General features: G+C 49.0%; 17 protein-coding genes. 6 read left to right on the forward strand and 11 right to left on the reverse strand.

Going from position 1 to position 18446, the window contains the following annotated elements; all coding sequences use genetic code 11:
- Window positions 1-12 precede the first annotated feature (12 nt).
- Both HPT30_RS03550 and HPT30_RS03555 read right to left on the reverse strand, forming a co-directional pair.
- Window positions 13-957 carry an ABC transporter permease gene (locus HPT30_RS03550; RefSeq protein ID WP_246316916.1) on the reverse strand — a complete coding sequence of 315 codons (945 nt, stop codon included), beginning with the start codon at window positions 955-957 and terminating at the stop codon, window positions 13-15.
- A 272-nt stretch (window positions 958-1229) separates the two neighbouring features.
- Window positions 1230-1838, reverse strand: coding sequence for a TetR/AcrR family transcriptional regulator (locus tag HPT30_RS03555; RefSeq protein ID WP_175370115.1), 609 nt, complete (start codon window positions 1836-1838; stop codon window positions 1230-1232).
- A 74-nt stretch (window positions 1839-1912) separates the two neighbouring features.
- Here HPT30_RS03555 and HPT30_RS03560 point away from each other — a divergent pair, with 74 nt between their 5' ends.
- Together HPT30_RS03560 and HPT30_RS03565 are read left to right on the forward strand one after the other, a co-directional pair.
- Entirely contained in the window at window positions 1913-2800 is an 888-nt protein-coding gene (locus HPT30_RS03560) for an ABC transporter ATP-binding protein (RefSeq protein WP_175370116.1), read from the forward strand.
- On the forward strand, window positions 2797-3609 hold the full coding sequence (locus tag HPT30_RS03565; protein ID WP_175370117.1) for an ABC transporter permease subunit: 813 nt from the start codon (window positions 2797-2799) through the stop codon (window positions 3607-3609). Before HPT30_RS03560 ends, HPT30_RS03565 begins: the two co-directional genes overlap by 4 nt.
- A 150-nt stretch (window positions 3610-3759) precedes the next feature.
- Here the strand turns inward: HPT30_RS03565 and HPT30_RS03570 are convergent, their stop codons facing one another.
- From HPT30_RS03570 to HPT30_RS03600, 7 genes are all read right to left on the reverse strand, one after another.
- Window positions 3760-4119, reverse strand: coding sequence for a nuclear transport factor 2 family protein (locus tag HPT30_RS03570; RefSeq protein WP_175370118.1), 360 nt, complete (start codon window positions 4117-4119; stop codon window positions 3760-3762).
- Between the two features lie 208 nt (window positions 4120-4327).
- On the reverse strand, window positions 4328-5290 hold the full coding sequence (locus tag HPT30_RS03575; RefSeq protein WP_175370119.1) for a phosphotransferase: 963 nt from the start codon (window positions 5288-5290) through the stop codon (window positions 4328-4330).
- A gap of 22 nt (window positions 5291-5312) precedes the next feature.
- Window positions 5313-6254 carry an alpha/beta fold hydrolase gene (locus HPT30_RS03580; protein ID WP_376766987.1) on the reverse strand — a complete coding sequence of 314 codons (942 nt, stop codon included), beginning with the start codon at window positions 6252-6254 and terminating at the stop codon, window positions 5313-5315.
- A 441-nt stretch (window positions 6255-6695) separates the two neighbouring features.
- Window positions 6696-7124 (reverse strand): RbsD/FucU family protein, encoded by a 429-nt coding sequence (locus HPT30_RS03585; RefSeq protein ID WP_175370120.1) that lies wholly within the window; start codon window positions 7122-7124, stop codon window positions 6696-6698.
- Window positions 7125-7143: 19 nt separating this feature from the next.
- Window positions 7144-7794 (reverse strand): class II aldolase/adducin family protein, encoded by a 651-nt coding sequence (locus HPT30_RS03590; protein ID WP_175370121.1) that lies wholly within the window; start codon window positions 7792-7794, stop codon window positions 7144-7146.
- Between the two features lie 89 nt (window positions 7795-7883).
- Window positions 7884-9326, reverse strand: a complete 1443-nt coding sequence (locus HPT30_RS03595; protein WP_175370122.1) for a rhamnulokinase — start codon at window positions 9324-9326, stop codon at window positions 7884-7886.
- 27 nt (window positions 9327-9353) lie between these two features.
- Complete coding sequence (locus HPT30_RS03600) at window positions 9354-11120, reverse strand: L-fucose isomerase (protein ID WP_175370123.1); 1767 nt, start codon at window positions 11118-11120, stop codon at window positions 9354-9356.
- Between the two features lie 255 nt (window positions 11121-11375).
- Between HPT30_RS03600 and HPT30_RS03605 the strand changes: the two genes are divergently transcribed.
- On the forward strand, window positions 11376-12158 hold the full coding sequence (locus tag HPT30_RS03605) for a DeoR/GlpR family DNA-binding transcription regulator (RefSeq protein WP_312876288.1): 783 nt from the start codon (window positions 11376-11378) through the stop codon (window positions 12156-12158).
- Window positions 12159-12357: 199 nt separating this feature from the next.
- Here the strand turns inward: HPT30_RS03605 and HPT30_RS03610 are convergent, their stop codons facing one another.
- Together HPT30_RS03610 and HPT30_RS03615 are read right to left on the reverse strand one after the other, a co-directional pair.
- Window positions 12358-13755 carry a helix-turn-helix domain-containing protein gene (locus HPT30_RS03610; protein ID WP_175370124.1) on the reverse strand — a complete coding sequence of 466 codons (1398 nt, stop codon included), beginning with the start codon at window positions 13753-13755 and terminating at the stop codon, window positions 12358-12360.
- 147 nt (window positions 13756-13902) lie between these two features.
- Window positions 13903-16578, reverse strand: a complete 2676-nt coding sequence (locus tag HPT30_RS03615) for a YhgE/Pip domain-containing protein (RefSeq protein WP_175370125.1) — start codon at window positions 16576-16578, stop codon at window positions 13903-13905.
- Between the two features lie 221 nt (window positions 16579-16799).
- Between HPT30_RS03615 and HPT30_RS03620 the strand changes: the two genes are divergently transcribed.
- The 3 genes from HPT30_RS03620 (at window position 16800) to HPT30_RS03630 (ending at window position 17946) form a co-directional block, all read left to right on the forward strand.
- Complete coding sequence (locus HPT30_RS03620; RefSeq protein WP_175370126.1) at window positions 16800-17330, forward strand: hypothetical protein; 531 nt, start codon at window positions 16800-16802, stop codon at window positions 17328-17330.
- Between the two features lie 237 nt (window positions 17331-17567).
- The gene (locus tag HPT30_RS03625) at window positions 17568-17726 is read left to right on the forward strand and encodes an asparagine synthase (RefSeq protein WP_066373475.1); all 159 of its coding nucleotides are present in this window, start codon (window positions 17568-17570) and stop codon (window positions 17724-17726) included.
- On the forward strand, window positions 17713-17946 hold the full coding sequence (locus tag HPT30_RS03630) for a hypothetical protein (RefSeq protein WP_175370127.1): 234 nt from the start codon (window positions 17713-17715) through the stop codon (window positions 17944-17946). The genes HPT30_RS03625 and HPT30_RS03630 overlap by 14 nt, the downstream gene beginning before the upstream one ends.
- Window positions 17947-18446: the final 500 nt, after the last annotated feature.

An 18446-nucleotide genomic window follows, 5' to 3' on the forward strand; every position in this document is an offset into this window, starting at 1 on the left:
CATGTCAAAATACTAGAATAGTGAAGTATTATTAAGTTTTTTGGTTACAGAGTTAGCTCCGATTAAAAGAGTAAGAGCAATAACGTTTTTCAGTAGACCAACGGCTGTCGAATACGAGTAACGTCCTTCATTCAACCCCGTTTGATATACATAGATATCGATAACATTACTTGCGCTTGCATTAAGCTGATTGCGGAGCACCAGAATTTGATCGAAATTTGAGTTCAATACACCGCCAACAGCTAAAATAAATAAGATGGAAATGGTACCCATAATAGACGGGAGCGTAATATTAAGGATTTTTTGAAATCTCCCTGCACCATCTATAGTTGCCGCTTCATATAATTCAGGGGAAACACCACTGATAGCTGCAAGATATATAATGGCCGACCATCCGAGTTCTTTCCAAATGTCAGAGGCAATGATTATTGTCCAAAAGTATTTAGCTTCCGCCAGATAACTTATCGGGGCATCAATTACATTCATAGCCAACAATATTTTATTAATCACACCTACATCAGACAGCCAAGTGGCCAAGATTCCTCCTAGAACAACCCAGCTTAGAAAGTGAGGAAGATAGGTAATGGTCTGAACTGATTTTTTAAAGAAAACAGACCGGACTTCATTTAGTAATAAAGCAAATATAATAGGTAAAGGAAAACCAACAATCAGTTTGATTAAACTGATCCCGAGCGTGTTGCGAATGACCTCGATTAGTGCATCGTCCTGCAAAAATTCTTTGAAATGATCCAAACCAACCCATGGAGCCTCTGAAATTGTGGAAATGATGTCATATTCCTTAAACGCGATGATAATTCCATACATAGGGATATAATTGAATACGATCATCCACGCTATACCAAGCAAAGCCATAACCTGAAGGTAGCGCTGCCTATAAATTTTTCTGAATATCGGCTTCCATCCTTCCCTTCTCGCATTAGGCGAGTTTGATTCCATAGTAATTTGTGAGCTGGCTTTCATATCACTTATGCACCTCCAAAAAAACCTCTTTACGTTATTAATTGTAAACGGTTCATTTTTTTGAAACTAGGCACCTCATTCAAGGTAGAGTTACTAATTTTCAGGTAAGGTTATTTCGCGTAGAAGTAAGGGACATACCAAAAAGCCGCCCAAACCTTCATAAAGAAGGTTCGCGCGACTCGGGTAGCTGCAGTGAGCTCAAGGCAAATATGTTATTCACACAGTCATAGTACCTGAAGCCAATGCTCTTACTCCTGCTCTCCAGCATCTCTTCCAAAAATCCCATAGAAAAACAAATGAAGCGTCTCTTCCATAAAGGTATCCAGACTCTCCTCCGCCTTGGCTTGCTCCAGCAGCTCCTCCATACTTTTCATGTACATCTGCATATACATCAGCACAGCGTTGGCCGATACCTTGGAGGAAATTTCCCCTCGGGCCTGACCCTCTTCTACCATCCTCACCATAAGCGGCAGCGTCCGTTCTGCATATTGCACCTGCAAGTACTGGAACATCTCCGGGTCTTCTATCATCAATGTCTGCACCAGGCTTGGCCGTAGCAAGGTATAGGTTCCTTTCTTCATCCCGAGGATATACTGAACGATCTCCTTCATGGAAGGCTCTTGATGAATAAAAGCCTCGAATTCACTCGTGGATTGCTCCACTAGGTGTTTAAGTGTCTCCCTCAACAGCTCTTCTTTGCTGCCAAAATGCTTATATATTGTCACCTGTGAGACGTTCGCAGCTTTGGCAATATCAGCGATCCGCATCCGCTTCGGCTCCCAGGTCTTTAACATCTCAAGCGTTGCGCTCGTAATTTTCTCCTTGATCAGCGCGGATCTCTTCTCAAAACCGTTCATACGTATATAACATATGAAATATATTTCCAATAATAGTTCATTATTTCATTCTACAGGACAGTGGAGGTGTCACTATGCTGACTGTACAAGGCTTGACCAAGCAGTTTGCCAATGGCAAGGGGATTACAGATGTATCGTTCTCCGTCAGGAATGGAGAAGTCTTCGGCTTTCTAGGGCCGAATGGCGCAGGCAAATCTACAACCATCCGGCATATTATGGGCTTTATGAAGCCTGACCGGGGGACTGTAACCGTAGCCGGCCTGGATGTCTGGAAAGCGCAAGGAACTGTTCAGAGGCAGATCGGTTATTTGCCGGGAGAGATTGCTTTTATTGACGGGATGACTGGCAAGGGCTTTCTTGATTTTATGGCGAAAATGCAGGGCTTGAAGGACACCACGAAGCGCTCCACCCTGATCGAACGTCTGCAATTCGATGCAGGGACGCCTATCCGCAAAATGTCCAAGGGAATGAAACAGAAGGTCGGTATCGTGGCTGCGTTCATGCACAGTCCGGAAGTCTTGATTCTGGATGAGCCAACCTCTGGCCTCGACCCGCTGATGCAGAAGGTATTTATAGAACTCGTATTGGAAGAAAAAGCCGCTGGAACCACCTTTCTGATGTCTTCGCACAGCTTTCAGGAGATTGAACGCACCTGCGATCGTGCCGCCATCATCAAGGACGGACGTCTAATCACCGTCAAGGATGTTCATGAACTGCAATCCATGCAGCGGAAGCTGTTTGATGTAGTGTTTGAACACAGAGAGGATGCGGATAGGTTTAGTACTGGAAGTCTGTACGTGGAGTCCCGTGTCGGAAACCGGGTAAGAGTGGCGGTACAGGGGAATTATGATCAGTTCATCCGGGAAACGGCGAAGTACAATATCCGCAGCTTGGATGTATTCACCCAGAATCTAGAGGATATCTTTATGAATTATTATGAACGGGAGGGGCCAGCGCGATGAACCTTCCCTTATATAAAGAAATGTTAAAAGTTAACCTGAAAGGAATCTTGAATTACGCCTTCGGTTCCGCCTTCTACATTCTGCTGATTATCTGGCTCTATCCGGCTTTGGCGAACAATATGAAGGCTATAAATGATCTGGTGAATGCCATGCCTGAGAGCGTAGGCAACGCCTTCGGGCTAAACAGCGGCTTTTCCAGCGCCGAAGCTTTTATCTCCGGCGAGTACTACGGTCTTATTCTTGTCCTGTTGCTGTCCATCCTCTGTGTGCAGATGTCCACTGGACTCATGGCTAGACTCGTGGACCGCGGTTCCATGGCCTACCTGCTATCCACACCAACGACCCGAAGCAAAGTGGCGCTAACACAGGCCCTTGTCCTGATTACAGCCCTGCTGGTTATCGTGACTGCAACGACTGGTGCCGGGTTCCTGGGCGTCTTCTGGTTCCTTGGGAACGGCTACGATTTCAATGGCGAGCGCTTCCTTATGCTTAATACCGTTGCGTTCCTGCTCTTCTTCGCCATCGGCGGCATTTCCTTCCTTATCTCCTGTCTGGCCAATGACGAGAAGAAAGCGCTCGGCATTTCAGGCGCAATCACCTTCGGCTTCTTCACCCTTGATCTACTGGGAAAAATCAGTGACCAGCTAAGCTGGGTGAAGTATTTGACTCTGTTCACACTCTACCGCCCTGGAGAAATTGTGAAGGGCAGTGCGCAGGATGGCCTGGTCTTGGTCATCCTGCTGTTAGTAGGTCTGATCGCCTTCGGCCTCGGCATAACGTTGTTTAAGCGGCGTGACCTGCCCCTCTAGGGCAGTCAATGCGCCCGATGGGCAATCCGCACTCACTGCGGAGCCTCCCGAAGTGGTCCGTAGACATATACAAGCCCCAGGGGTCACTGCGACCTCTGAGGCTTTTTATATATGAAGCATCCTGATTTCTTCAAATCGTGGTAAGCTAGTTTATTCAGGAACAGGGGTCCCTTGATGAAAGAACATCTGCCATCTGCCATCACTGTATCTCCAGATGGAGCTGCGTAAGGAATACTGCTGCTTGTTCTCATTAAATATCCTGTACGTTGTTAACGTCGTATCCGGGGATAATGGATGAATTTCAAAATCATTCAAAGTCATATTTACTATACCGATCCCCTCGGCGTGGAGACCTTCTTGCCTGTACCATACGGCTCCTGAGCTGCCAAACTCGAAAAAATCATCATCCAGCAATGCTGAGAGTTCTTCTACCGATGTACGAACCGCTGGTTGTAACAGTCTTTCTTCCAGTTCAAGTAGATGCGCTTTTAACGTAGCATTCGTATCCAATGTTCATCACCTATTTTCAAGATACTATGTTCTCCTGAGTTAATTTCCATCTGTCCCCGAGGTATCCTTCTTCATCCGCTCCATGGCGGAGAAAGTACACCCCCATAACCGTACCTCCCCATTAACTTTCAAGATTTAACTTACCTTTTAAAAGAAAGCGCTTTCCACTTATAGATGAAAAGGCTCCGGATTCGGCACCCTCACTCCTTTAAGTGTGTAGAGACTCATTCGCCACCATGTGCAAGTACCGGATCAAATCCGCTTTTGCCGGAGCATTATCCATCCAAGCCCCTAGATTCCAGCTCATAAAACGTAACCCAAGATATCTCGATGCAATCGAGAATAGAGTGGTAAACTGGGCATCCGCCAGTTCAAACCCCTGCACGCTGAGCGCTTCTCTGTATTGAAGAACCTGCTGCGTAGTGCGGCAGCGCAGTGGAAGATCCAGAAACAACGAGCCATACCTTGCTTCCTCCCAATCGATAAAGAACACCTCTTGATTGTCATGCACCAGCACATTCCCAGGATTCAAATCGTTATGGATCAGCGTATGGGTAGTTTCATCCTTAATAACGGTTACCATATCGTCAATTATCGTTCTTGCTGCCGCTTCAACAATCGGTATGTACGGGCCGAACTCTTCATTAAATGCTTCATTCAGCTTCGCGGCCTCCCACTGCGGCCGAAAGCGCGTATGGAGCATGTCTGTAATATGAGAAAGATCAGCGAATAGAAGCCAGGACAATTCATGCCGCAGCCCCCGGTTCTTCCCGTGAATATCAGCCAATGCCGAAATCTCGCACTGCTGTAACCGCTCTAGATCAAGCTTCCCGTAATCCGTGCGATAATCCACATCCTGAAAACACACCAGAGAACGTTCTTCAGAAATAGGAGCTCCAGTAGCCGGCCAGATAAAAGGAACTTTTGCCCCCTGCTCGTATAGATGTGCGGTTACCCGTTGCTCCAAAGCTGTGGCTACCTTAGTAATCAAGGACAACTCTTCTGTTCCCTTAGCAGTCTCTATTAATAGATGATGCCGAGTCAAATCAACAGCCTGAAACCCAAGTCCTAGCCTTGTACTGTCGACCTTAATAATTGCCGCGCCTGAATCAACATATCGCCTCACAGTCGTCTCCAGCAGACGTTGTATCTCCTGCCCTGCTTCTGACACTTCCTTCCCCTCCTCTGCCTTGCTATAATAAGCTCCGTATGGCGTCAATAACGACATCCGGCCGGTAAATCTGAATAGAGTGCCAGCTATCCCTTACTACAATATGCTGGGTACAGGATGTGAGCTCTGCCAGCCGAAGCTGCTCCCTATGCCACTCTTTATCCTGCTGACCTGCACTTAACACAACGACCGGCAGATCTTCACGCAGACGCTCAGCTGTAGCCAACTGCAAGGCACTTTCATGTGCATCCAGCAGTTCAGCATAAAGCGTCTTGTATGCACTGCTTCTATACCCGGTGGCCTTAACCTGCTCTAGTATAGGAGATGGTAGGCGCTTTGAACCGATATGACGGCCAGTCAGCCTGAGAATCGCAGCCGGGGACAGTAGATAGCCTAGTCTCAACTGATTCAGACTATCCTTGTGGCGTCTTCCCTGCTCCGACATGTCCGATGTAAGATAACGGCCCTCATGGACCGCATCCACCAGAATCAAGCCCTTCACTTCATCTGGGTACTCTGCTGCGAACAGCCTCATCACCATTCCGCCAAAGGAATGTCCTACCAGCACGTACGGGGGTTGCAGCTCCAAGGCAGCCAGCAGGCTACGTAGATCTTCAACATACTGCTTGCAGGTGGCAGGCTTGCCCGAGCCCTTGCTCCAGCCTAGTCCGGCACGATCATAGGCTACAACCGTAGCATCTCGAGACAGATCCGGCTGCACCAATGACCAATCCAGCAAATTCCCGCCCATCCCGGCTTCCAAGACGATCGTCGTTCTGCCGCTTCCGGTGACATGCGCATGAAGCTCGCGGGAGCCGATGCTGATGCGCTTTCCTGCAGGCTTATATCGAAATCTATCATATTGCGTCCACAATGCCTGCGTACATGTTAACGGAAAAAAAGCAGCGGCAATCGTGTAACGAAGATAGTTGTCCAGCTTGGGGATCGTTGACAATCCTCTCACCTCTTCCGAGTTCTTGGTATACGGTCAGTATAAAGAATCGGCTGTGGAGAAAAAGAGAAACTTTTCGTCGAGGATTGCCTATTTTGAATGGAGCGGAAGGATGAGGACACATAGCATCGGTATATTCGCTTCTGATCGGAATGTATCAACAAAGGACTCTGTGTTCCAGAGGTCGTATTTATTCCCGTGAATACCATCACTATTTTACCATAAATGGAAGAATAGAAGCGTTCTGAAGTGAACTTTACGATGGCAATCAAGTTCAAAAAAGCCATAAGAACGGTTATATAAAATAGCCTTAAATACGATTAATATAGGCAGCAAGCCCACTCTGTCCATAAAAAAAGAAACCGTACCTATCGGTAGACAAGCTGTAGCTTTGTACGCCAGCCTCTCCTGCAAGGAACGGTTTCTTCTATACGTTATCCTTATATCCTTAGCTTAGGAGCGGATAACTCCTTTTTTCAAAATCACATTGCCATACAGCGCTTCTTCCCCAGTGACTACAACGGCGTAGCTCTGCTTCGAGCGGGTATAAAAATCAAAACGCTCCTCGTACCCGATCACTGCCTCCGGGTCATGCCCTATTATAATCTCCTTGTAGGTGGACCAGATCACCGGGACCGTAGGGTCACCAGGTACCACAGACATGAACGCTGCCTGATGTTCGGCATAATGGTCCAGCGGGAACAGCTCCAGAATCGCATTCAGCAGTTCCGGAATACCGATCCCATCGTACCGGATAATCCGGGAATGATGGGAATGACCCGGAAAGTTGGCATCCGCCAGCACGATTTCATCACCATGGCCCATTTCCATCAGCACAGCGACTAGTTCAGGTGACAGCAATTTAGGAATCTTTTTTAACATCAGAATTCCTCCTCTGAGACTACATGCCGTAGAACGACCGCAATGCGACCAATTCGTCAATACGATGCTGTGGCAATTCCCGTTCTCCATCAAGCATGCGGGCCAGATAGGTCAGCTTGGCAGTGAACTCCAACCGCTCCATGTTCATGTACGCACTCATGACATCCTTGCCCCAAGTCAGCGCACCATGGCTCTCCAGCAGCACAGCTGTTTTCTTGCCCAGGAAAGGCTCCAGCGAGTCTGGAATTTCATTGGTGGAAGGCGTACCATACTTGGCAAGCGGAATGTCTCCCATCGCAATGACGGATTCCGGCATCAGCATCTTATCCAGTGCCTCCCCCTTAATGGCAAAAGCAGTGGAATATGGCGGGTGAGCATGCACAACTCCGTTCATCTCCGGCAGCTCATTGTAAATCTTCAGGTGCATCTTTACTTCTGTAGAAGGACGATAGCCTTCGGCTGCCTCCAGAATATCCCCTTGCAGATTCACTTTGACCAGCATGTGAGGCTCAAGGTAGCCTTTGCTGACACCAGTTGGAGATGCCAGTACTTCGGTAGCCGACAGGCGGGCCGAGATATTGCCATCATTAGCCGCTACAAAATCCTTATTAAACAGGTTCTTCCCAATCTCACAAATCAGGCGACGCAACTGCTGTTCATGATTCTCCATACGATAATCTCTCCTCTTATCCATGTGATATATCTATTCAACACCAAAGTCATTGCTTGATCTCTACGTAGCGGCAGACGCTACGAGAGTTAAGGGTTCGTACGATGACTGGGCTGGTAGGTGATCAGCGAACTGGAATGGGCAATGAGTTCGCTCACGTCAGCCCGTTCTACCAAGCCTAATGCTAGCAGCTGGGTCACTATATTTCCGATCGCACTGGCCTCCACGGGTCCGGCCACAACTTCCCGTCCGGTCACGTCAGCCGTGAGCTGACAGAGTAGCCGGTTCTGAATCCCCCCGCCGACCATATGAATGACACGTACCGGTTCACCTGTGATTTCCTCCAGCTCATCTATTGCGACGCTGTAAGCATGGGCGAGACTCTCCACAATAACGCGGGCCGTCTCCCCAGGGGTACGCGGCTCCGTCTGCCCTGTTCTCCGGCAGTATTCAGCGATTCGCTGCGGCATATCACCCGGAGTCGAGAACAACGGATCGTCGGGATCGATGATCGCGACGGCCGGACCAGCTGCTGCAGCCAGCTCAGCCAGCTCGGCATGACCGATACGCTGGCCCGACGCAGCCCAATGACGCTGAGACTCCTGCAGAATCCACAATCCGGTGATGTTTTTCAACACCCGGTTCGTACCGCCATAACAGCCCTCATTAGTGAAGCCGTATGCGTAGCTCTCGTCTGTGATCACGGGCCCTTCACTCTCTCTACCCACTAAGGACCAGGTACCACAGCTGATGAACGCAGCCCCATCCTTATTGACATAAGGAATAGAAGCTACAGCCGAAGCCGTATCATGAGAAGCGCCCGCTATCACCTTCATCGCACCTAGTCCCAGCTCTTCCTGAATAGCCGGTGTCACCTCACCCAACACCGTTCCAGACGCGGCGACAAGTCCAGGAATCAGCGAGAGGGGCAGGCCCAGACGCTTAAAGACCTCATGCGAAGGTTCACCGGTTACCGCGTCAGCCAATCCGCTAGTACTCCAGATCGACTTTTCCGCAGCCGCTACGCCGGAGAATAGATAGTGAAACAAATCGGGCGTCAGCAGCATTGTTTTGACCGATTCCGCAAGGGATGGATGGTCCTGCAAATCAGCGTAGAGCTGGTAGACGGTGTTAATCAGCGCTGGCTGATTGCCGGTCAACGTGAACTGTTCACGGGGTGGAATCAATTCTTCCAGCCCGGAGCGGTGAGGCTCTGTCCGCTGATCACGGTAATGGTGCGGCGCATAGAGCAGCTTCCCCCTGTGATCAATGAACCCGTAATCCACGCCCCACGTATCCACACTCAGCGACAGCAGCTTCCCATGCACCCGTGCAGCCTCGCGTACGCCTTGTTTGATCTCTTGAAAGAGTCTCAGCACATCCCAGTGCAAATGTCCTTGAACCTGTACTGGTGTATTGTCAAAACGGTGAATCTCCTCGACCTGAATCGTGGAACCGTCATAACTTCCTAACATGACCCGGCCCGAGCTGGCGCCAAGGTCTATGGCAAGCAGTTTTTGGGTCTCGCTCATCTTCCTTCCCCCTGCCTACTCCAAAGTTTAATAGAGTGGTCCAAAGTTCTGGCAGGCTCTGTAATCTGCACTCTCCAGATCCTCTGTGCCGAACAGCGACCAGACGCGTGGTCTGAAGATCCGTTCTTCCTCTACGTTGTGCATGCTGACCGGAATACGCAGAATGGAAGCCAGCGTGAGCAGGTCTGCACCAATATGGCCATAGCTGATAGCGCCATGATTGGCTCCCCAGTTATTCATCACATCGTACACCGATTTGAACGAACCCTTGTCCGTCAGTTTCGGTGCGAACCAAGTAGTCGGCCAAGTCGGGTCAGTCCGCTGATCCAGCGTATGATGCACATCCTCCGGCAGATCTACCGTATAACCCTCAACAAGCTGGAGAACCGGACCAAGCCCCTTCACCAGATTCAAACGTGCCATCGTTACTGGCATGCCGCCCTTGGTCAAATAATCGGTCGAGAAACCGCCCCCGCGGAAATACTCCTGCGACGCCGGACGGAATTCCGTCTTCTCCAGACAGCTCTTTGCTTCCTCATCCGTGATCTCCCAGAACGGTTTGATTGCCGGCTGGCCGTCAATAGTCTGTTCTCCGGTTCCGTCCAGTGCGGCCGAACCAGAATTGATCAGATGCAGGATCCCGCCTGCCGCTTCGCCTTCCAGCTTGTGACCCGTCACGCGTTCCACAGCCGATGGACTCCAGTAGGTACGGACGTCGGCAAAGATTTGTGCCGTATTCGTCAGCAAGTAGTTGAACAGCATGGTTACGCCATTCAAGCTGTCATTCTCTGTCGCTAGAAGATACGGCGCCCGTCTGCCATTCCAGTCAAAGGACGAGTTCAGAATCGTCTCCATGAAGTCACCGTTCGGGAAGTGATCTGTCCAGTGCCGTTGTCCCTGGAATCCAGCCGCAATCGCGTTATGTCCATTGGCTTCTTCCGCGAAGCCAAGTTTATCAAGCTCCGGATTTCCGACCATAAGGTCACGGGCAATCAGCGTCATTTTCACGACAGTTTCCCACTGGCTGTCCTTCTGCTCACGGCTGATCTGCAGATGTGCCGGGTTGTTGTCTGCACCCTCAGCGCAGTTCTCCTTCACCCAAGCCAGTGCACGTTCGAATTCCTGCTTATCATAAATGCCCTCTTCCATGCGGCGCACAAATTCAGACATATCCACATATTCATTACGCATGCCAAGGTAATCCTGGAAGAACTGCTCATTCACGATCGAGCCGGCAATCCCCATGGAGACCGAACCCAGGGAAAGGTATGATTGGCCTTTCATAATCGCTACGGCCAGCGCGGATCTTGCAAACTGCAGCAGCTTGCTCTGCACATCATCCGGAATGAGTTCACTGTCGGATTCCTGTACATCTTCGCCGTAGATACCGAAGGCTGGAATTCCTTTCTGTGCGTAGGCAGACAGTACCGCTGCCAAGTACACCGCTCCGGGACGCTCCGTACCATTAAAGCCCCACACCGCATGCGGGATGGTGGCATCCATATCCATCGTTTCCGAGCCATAACACCAGCAAGGTGTCACCGTAATCGATACCCCTACATTGGCTCCGGCAAATTTATCGCGGGCATTCGCTGCTTCCTTCACCCCACCGATTGTTGAATCAGCAATAACGCACTCCACAGGCGAGCCGTCGGGATATTTCAAGTTCTGTTGTAAAAATTGAGCCACCCGCTCTGCCATTCCCATGGTCTGTACTTCCAGCGATTCACGTACCCCGCGTCTTCTGCCATCAATGGTCGGACGAATTCCAATCTTCGGATATTTAGCTGCCACTGTACTTCCTCCTCAGCATCACATTAAGTTTGGTTTAAATAAGGAAATCTATATAATTGCAACTTCAGCCAACAAACATTTCTCCTTCATCATAAAAGGTGTAAACGCTTAAGTCAACATAAAAACCACAGTTAATTGAATAATAATGTGGTATTATGTGATATTATATTATTTAATTGTGGTTTTTTATTTATTTAGAATTCTTTTGTATTTATAATCCTTATAGTAAACTAGGAGATAGAGATATTGAAAAAGGTGAGTGGACGGATGAAGGCATTTGAACGGAGAGACCTGATCATTACCGAGTTGTACCGGAACAGAAAAGTTCATGTTGCGGATCTGGCACAGAAGTTTCAGGTGTCCGAGGAAACGATTCGCCGCGATCTGGACAAGCTGGACCGGGACGGTCTGGCCAAGAAAAACTACGGTGGCGCCATCCTGAACGCCCATACCAATGAGGACCCCTCCTATGCCAGCCGGCATCAGGTCAACATTGAAGCTAAGCGGCTGATCGCAGACAACGTGCTGGATCTCATCAACGATGGCGACAGCCTGATGACGGATACCAGCTCGACCGCCTTTGAGGCGTTGCGCCGGATCATCGAGGTGAAGAGCAATCTGACGATCATCACCAACTCGCTGGTGGTGCTGTCAGAATTTCAGCATTCCGGGCAGAAGCTGATCTCTACAGGCGGTACACTGGGCCCCGAGACCAGTTCCTTCGTCGGTCCGAATGCTTCGCATACCATTCAGAAATACAATGTGGATGTGGCCATTTTCAGCTGCAAGGCGTTGTCTATGACGGGCGGAGTTAGCGATTCCAACGAAGCGGAAAGCGAACTGAAGGTACTTATGCAGCAGCAGGCCAATAAAGTGGTCCTTCTCGTGGACCATGCCAAATTTGACCGGATTGCGTTCATCAAGCTGCTGAGCTTTGATAAAATCGATTATATTGTTACTGACCAGAAGCCGTCCGAAGAATGGGTTGAGTTCTTGAAGAAGCATCAGGTGTCGCTGATCTATTCCAATGAAGAATAGCCTTATCATAGAAAAACGAACAAAAAAAGAATCTCTACGTGAAATAGAGATTCTTTCTTCATTTTAGAAGTATACCAATTATCTTCAATGCCTAAGTATAGCTTCTTAGCTACCAGTTCCATGAATCAGAATTTTGAAAGATGGTTGGCTAGTATTAGCATCTGCAGCATAGGCAGGAACCGCAATGGCCAGTGCCACACTAAAAACAACCAGCAACGTACTCATTTTTCTTTTCATTTAGTCTTTGCACCTCACTAATTAGTTTTTTGTACTTCTCTTGGTTTTCTCTAGTTGTTAGATGTCGGATTTCTTCAAATAGCCCGACACATTGAATCACACAGCTGTCATTATTTATTTTAACAGAAAGTTCCAAACTTTTTAATATATAATAGACACTTTTTTTATATTTATTGGTTCGCATATAGTAGGTAGCCAGTTCGCACAAAAGATTAGTATATTTATCTGACATGACTTGCATACTAAGTTTCCCCAATTTACTCCGGTGTTCCTTATACATTAAATGAGATTGGAACTGTGTGATAACCTCATCTGCATTGAACCCGATACGGTTCGCTGCTTGCATGATTTTGATAAAAGCTGGCAGAACTTCATTCTCTCTAGTTTTAATATACGCTACGTATTCTGAAAGGACCTCAACTTCCCCGTTCATCAGACGGTGCAGGTATGTATTGGCTACAGCCCATTCCTTGAACTGTTCCATGATCCACTTGGCTTCTTCGCTGTCTTCACGTATCCAGCTAGAATCAGAATACAGTGCCGCATACTGCATGGCCTGCTCATAATCACCATTCTCATGGCTGACCGATGCTCTTAATAAATAAGAGTATAAGATATAAAAGCACAGCGGTTTTTCGGGTTCCTTTTGCTCAGCGCGGCTGATATACTTCTTATATTTGTTTTCATATTGAATGAATGCCTTCTCTCCCATTCGCTTAGCCAGGGAATCAACATTGCTCCAGCGATGAAGCGAAGTGTAAATATTCGCCAAATCCCGCAGCGCATCCAGTTGATCGCTCTCATCCAACCGCTCGACAAAATACTCAAAATACACCGCAGCCCGCAGATTGGCATCCTGATCATACCCTAGCGCGATCTTGAACAGCCGGTACTGACAAAGCGCCAGCCGCTCAGAATGCTGATATTTCTCACTTTCAGCGACGCTCTCGTACAGAATTGCAGCAGCTTCATACTTGTCATTGTTAAAAAAATCTTCAGCTGTCTCAAACAGTACTTGTGCATACATCAGATTATCCATCAAATTAGCGGCTATCCTTCGGATACACTCCAGCTTGTTCAATTCGGCACAACGATGAAGGAAGGGACCCAATCGCCGCCAGTTGGGGGCAGAATGCACGAAGCATTCATCAACATACAAATCATACAAAGCGCCTTCGCCAAGTCCCATTCCCGAGGTGATGCGCTCAAGCTGCTGCATGGCAATCGGACGATTACCGCTGACAAGTCTGCTGAGCGTGCCGGAATGAATCCCGGAAATTTTGGAGAATTGGCTCACCGTCAGGTCATTATCTCTCAGATACTTGTCCAATTCCGCCCGGATTGTGGTCTCTGGATTCAAACAAACACCACCTCCAAACCCATATTTTAGAATTAAAGATCATTTATACCTATATATTAGATGTAAATAATACACAGGTCAATAAAATGGTTGAGTTTTCAAAGATATCTTTAAGAAATTGAGAATTTTTTCTTTTTTTCTATATTTTCAAGAAATCAATTTTGATTTCTCTGCCTGTTCTGCGGCCTTGTGAATGAACCGCTCCAACGGCTTTTTAAGTGTCAAGGCCAGCACCAGAGCGATCAGACCGAAGCCAACCAGATACAGGGCATCACGGATGGCCACCTCTGGCAGGATGCCACCAACCGCTTCCCGCAGCAGACTAATCGCATAAGTAAAGGGCATGAACGGATTCAGTGCCTGGAAAAAAGGACCGGTAGTGCTGATGGGAAAAGTCCCTCCGGAGCTGGAAAACTGCAGCACCATGAACACGATGGCAATCCCTTTACCGATGTTACCGAACACAGAGACGAAGGTGAAGACGATCGTCACGAATACGATACTGATCAGCATTGCAAACAGGACGAACCACAGCTTGTCGGCCACATAACAGTTCAAGATATAAATATTACCCAGTGCGGCCACCAACGCCTGTAAAATACCTACCGTGAGAAAAGTAAGCAGTCGTCCGAAGTAGAGCTGATACGACTTATAAATTATGCCCCCTGTCTCCACAGAGGTTCGGAGCAGCGAAATCAGCAGCGTTCCGCCCACCCATATGGACAGTACCACGTAGAAAGGTGTCATGGCCGACCCGTAGTTCGGGATTGGGTACAGCTTATTCTCCTTGAGGATTACGGGATTAGCCAAAAAATCACTTTTGGACTTGATATCGCCCCCAAGCAGATCTGCAATCTGCTCCAGATTCACCTCTTGTTTGATCTGGCGGATCGTCGCCGCCGCTTTACGGATGGCGGCCTCCAGTAGCGGCAGGTCATCCCGCACCAGCTCTGCGGCGCGCTCTACCCCCTTGTCCGCCTTCGGCAGCCCGGTACGGATCAGGTCCGCTGCCTTGCGGACCTTCTGCTCTACCGCCGGCAGATCGTGGCGGGCAAAATCCGCCGCTTCGTGGATTCGCTGTCCAGCGCCGGGAAGGCCCTGCTGAATCCGCGGCAGGACATCGCGGACAAAAGTGCTGAAGCGCTGCATCTTGTCCGCAATCCCGGCGGCCGAGGTATGGACGGCCGCCCGGATGGCGGGCAGATCCTTCTGCAGCGCCGTCAAGCCCTCCTGCCCGTACTGTATGGCCGCTGCTGCATCCTGCAGGATGGCGGCCAGCGCGGGCAGCTGCTCCGGCACCTGCTGGAGCCGGGTCGCAGCGTCCTGTGCAGCCGCCGTCAGCGGCTGCAGTGCGCTTTGAATGGCCGGCAGCGTGTGCGACTCGAAGCGGGAGATCAGCCGGCCAAGCGCCGTAGATCCCTGTCCCGCTCCAGTGCTAAGCTGCTGTATCTTGCCAGCATCCGGTTCGCCACCGGCTTCCAAGGCCGAGGCAAGACTTCCGGCTAGCGCGGATTGATCGGCGAATTGGTCCCGGATCCCATCCAGAGCCTGTATTTCGGCCGCAAGTACGTTTCCGGACGACAACTTATCCAGTGAATTCAAGAGCGAGATCGTGCGGTCCAGTACATTTTTCCCGGCAGCAAGCCGGGTCAAATTCGCATTAAGCGCGCTCAGTGCGGCCGCTGTCTCTATCGTACCAGCCTTCAATCCCTCTGCGAGCTGAGAGACAGCATTCTCCGTCTGCTCCAGCAAGTACAGATTCTGCTTGATTACAGGGGGAATCGCAGCGAGGGCCGCGTTGTTCTTCTCGATAAATTGCTGCAGTTGCTGACCAAAGGCACTTCCGGCTGCCGCAATCTTGTCGGCCTGTGGCAGGGCCTTAATCGCTGCATCCACGATCTTCCGCCCATTTTCCATATCCACACTTGCCTTGTCTAAGACCCCGGCCACGTCATCAAAATGCTCATCGAGCCCGCTCACAAGTTTCGCTGCCCGTTCCAGCTCCGGCAGCTTGGACTCTAGCTCCGTCAAATGCCCTGCCGCTTCATTGATCTGCGGCCAATGGTCATCCACCGTTTCGATCGCTGTCCCTGCCTTTTCGACCTCTGGCAGCTTCTGCTCCAGCGTCGCCAGCCGCTCTGCCGACTGGTGAATTTGCGGCCAATCCTGATGAATTTTCAGCACTGTTTTCCCGGCAGCTTCAATCTCTGGCAGGTTATCCTCCAATAGGAACAATCCCTTCTCCACTCTGCGGATCACGGGCAGCTCAGACTGAAACTGTCGGTCGATCCTGCCGAGAGCGGTCAGCACCGTCTCACTGAGGGTAGCGGTAAAATGCTCGCTAATCTGGGCCGTGATGGATGACGCACCCTTGGCCGTAATTTTAGGTGCAATCGCATTAATCTTCTCATTCACGGTGTATTCAACTTCCGGCTTATTCAGCCGACCTTCCAGAATACCGGCCATTTTGCTGGAAAAATCCTTAGAGATGACAACACTGGCATAATAATCCCCGCGTTGTACTCCATACCTGGCCTGCTCTGCATCCACAAAGGTCCAGCCCAGACTTTTATTATGATGCAGGCTTTCCAGTACCTCCTCGCCGATGTTGAAGCTCTTGTTATCTACGGAAGCCCCCTCATCCAGACTGGCTACCGCAATCTTGATCCCTGAGGTGTTGCTGTAAGGGTCCCACACAGCCGCCACATTCACCCAATCATAGATGGAAGGCAGCACAACCAGCGCAGCTATCAGCAGAACTGCGGTCGGGACCTTGAATACATTGCGCCAATCGTTTCGGTAGATACGGATAATTCCAGCCATTTTCCGGTCACTCCCAGCCTCAAGTTTGGATATTCTAATATGCCCGGAGCAGCCTTCGTTTACTATGAATGGCGACTATTCAGTTTTTTTGCAGTAGTCCAAAAATATCTGCAACCTTTCCACCATTTCATCGTTATTAGTAGTACAATACTCGTTTGATTAACAACCCAAGGGGTAATTAATCTTATACTGTGTATCACAATGCCAAGGGGGAGATTTCATTGTTTAAGAAAAAGTCAGCTTATGTCCTGCCCGTTGTCGTCCTGTTATTCCTGTCCCTCATTACATCGGCAAGCACAGTCGGAACCCTGGCCCGCGCGGAAGGCCGCGGTGACACCGTTCAGCATGCAACCGTTTATATTCATTCTCTTCATTCAAATCAAGGTGTCTTATCGGCAAGCACTGATGAGATCGAATGGTATCAAGGTGCCGAAGCAGACAAAATTTTTGCCCAAAGAGAGCCGGAAGCCGCAGCAGAGCTGGGCGGAACGCCTGATGGATATTATATCGTGAACGACAGTCAGACACTTACTACCTACCGGGTAGCTCCTGATGCAACCGTGATTATGCAAATTTATGATCGTACCGGCAAGCTGGAGGATATTGACATTCACTGGAACGAGAAGATAAGCCTGGAGGAATTCACACATCAGTTTGCCAAGAATAACAATCTGGATCTGAGCCAGTTCCCTTACCATCTGACGATCAAAGACGGCGTAATCACATCGATCGTTCAGCAATATATCCCTTAACTCTAAAAAATTCAAATAGGCTGTGCTTGCTTGAAAGGTTGGTTTGATCCCCTTCAAGCAGGCACAGCCTTTTTAGATCCTTCTTTCTCATCCTTCTTATCCTTCTTATCCTTCTTATCCTTCTTATCTTTCTTATCTTTCTCGCTCCATTCATCCCCAGCCGAGATGCTGTATAATTGTCACTCCCTCTACCCACACTAATCATGTCTTTCAAACCACCGAGAAGGAGTGTTTCATATGCGTGAAGGTCTGATACCAACCGTTCTTGGAACCGTAGTTACTGCTTCTAGCGCCGCTTTTCTTGGCAGCAGGTATAAGATGGCTGCAACCGGCGTACTTGGATTTGGTCTGGCGCATATCGTGCTCGGCGCCATCGATCTGTTTGAGCATCGGTAATTGGTTGAAGGATACCGGAGAACTCGTGCCACAGGCACGGTTGTCCGGTTTTTTTTGCGCCGAGGGGCTTGTGGGGCTTGTCGGGCTTGTCGGGCTTGTCGGGCTTGTGGTTTTTACAGTAACTCTGGTCTCTCTGGTCTCTCTGGTCTCTCCGTTTTCTTTGGTTCTTTGGGTTATGGGGTTTATGGGGTATTATGTATTTTATGGGGATTTATACTGATAACTAGACGAACCAGGGGAGTAACTTCTAGAAACAGATTGAACTGGAAGGATAACCTCTGGCCAATACTTAAAATAACGACATTTTTGTACCTTATATCCATCATTTTAGAGAAAAAAAGAAATTAAGAGCATTTTTGCACCTTATTTCCCCACTTTCTCCTTAAAATACGTTCCATCGAAAGAATTAACATACAAAAATGTCCTTAATCTTCTTCCCGCCTTCTTTCTGGCCAAATTAAGGTACAAAAATGCACTTATTTCAGCATTAGCGAGGCAGGCGAAAAGTAAGACGGGGGGGCGACGCGGAGAGCAATATAGGAGCAACGCGGTTGAACAGAGAACCCCTTCCATGCCACTCCTAGGAGGCGCCATGGAAGTGAATTAGACTAAAAAGTGGACACGGTAAATCCAACCCATGGATAATAGAATAAACTCCAGAAGAGGTGGTAGCCGTGGCAGAACGGAAGCGATACAACAAACAGTTTAAAGAAGAAACCG

Source organism: Paenibacillus agri, assembly GCF_013359945.1.
GTDB classification, from domain to species: Bacteria; Bacillota; Bacilli; order Paenibacillales; family Paenibacillaceae; genus Paenibacillus_AQ; species Paenibacillus_AQ agri.

Coding starts and splice junctions, on each gene's coding strand:
- HPT30_RS03550 (WP_246316916.1), bottom strand. CDS start 957: ATGGAATCAAACTCGCCTAATGCGAGAAGGGAAGGATGGAAGCCGATA.
- HPT30_RS03555 (WP_175370115.1), bottom strand. CDS start 1,838: ATGAACGGTTTTGAGAAGAGATCCGCGCTGATCAAGGAGAAAATTACG.
- HPT30_RS03560 (WP_175370116.1), top strand. CDS start 1,913: ATGCTGACTGTACAAGGCTTGACCAAGCAGTTTGCCAATGGCAAGGGG.
- HPT30_RS03565 (WP_175370117.1), top strand. CDS start 2,797: ATGAACCTTCCCTTATATAAAGAAATGTTAAAAGTTAACCTGAAAGGA.
- HPT30_RS03585 (WP_175370120.1), bottom strand. CDS start 7,124: ATGTTAAAAAAGATTCCTAAATTGCTGTCACCTGAACTAGTCGCTGTG.
- HPT30_RS03590 (WP_175370121.1), bottom strand. CDS start 7,794: ATGGAGAATCATGAACAGCAGTTGCGTCGCCTGATTTGTGAGATTGGG.
- HPT30_RS03595 (WP_175370122.1), bottom strand. CDS start 9,326: ATGAGCGAGACCCAAAAACTGCTTGCCATAGACCTTGGCGCCAGCTCG.
- HPT30_RS03615 (WP_175370125.1), bottom strand. CDS start 16,578: ATGGCTGGAATTATCCGTATCTACCGAAACGATTGGCGCAATGTATTC.
- HPT30_RS03625 (WP_066373475.1), top strand. CDS start 17,568: ATGCGTGAAGGTCTGATACCAACCGTTCTTGGAACCGTAGTTACTGCT.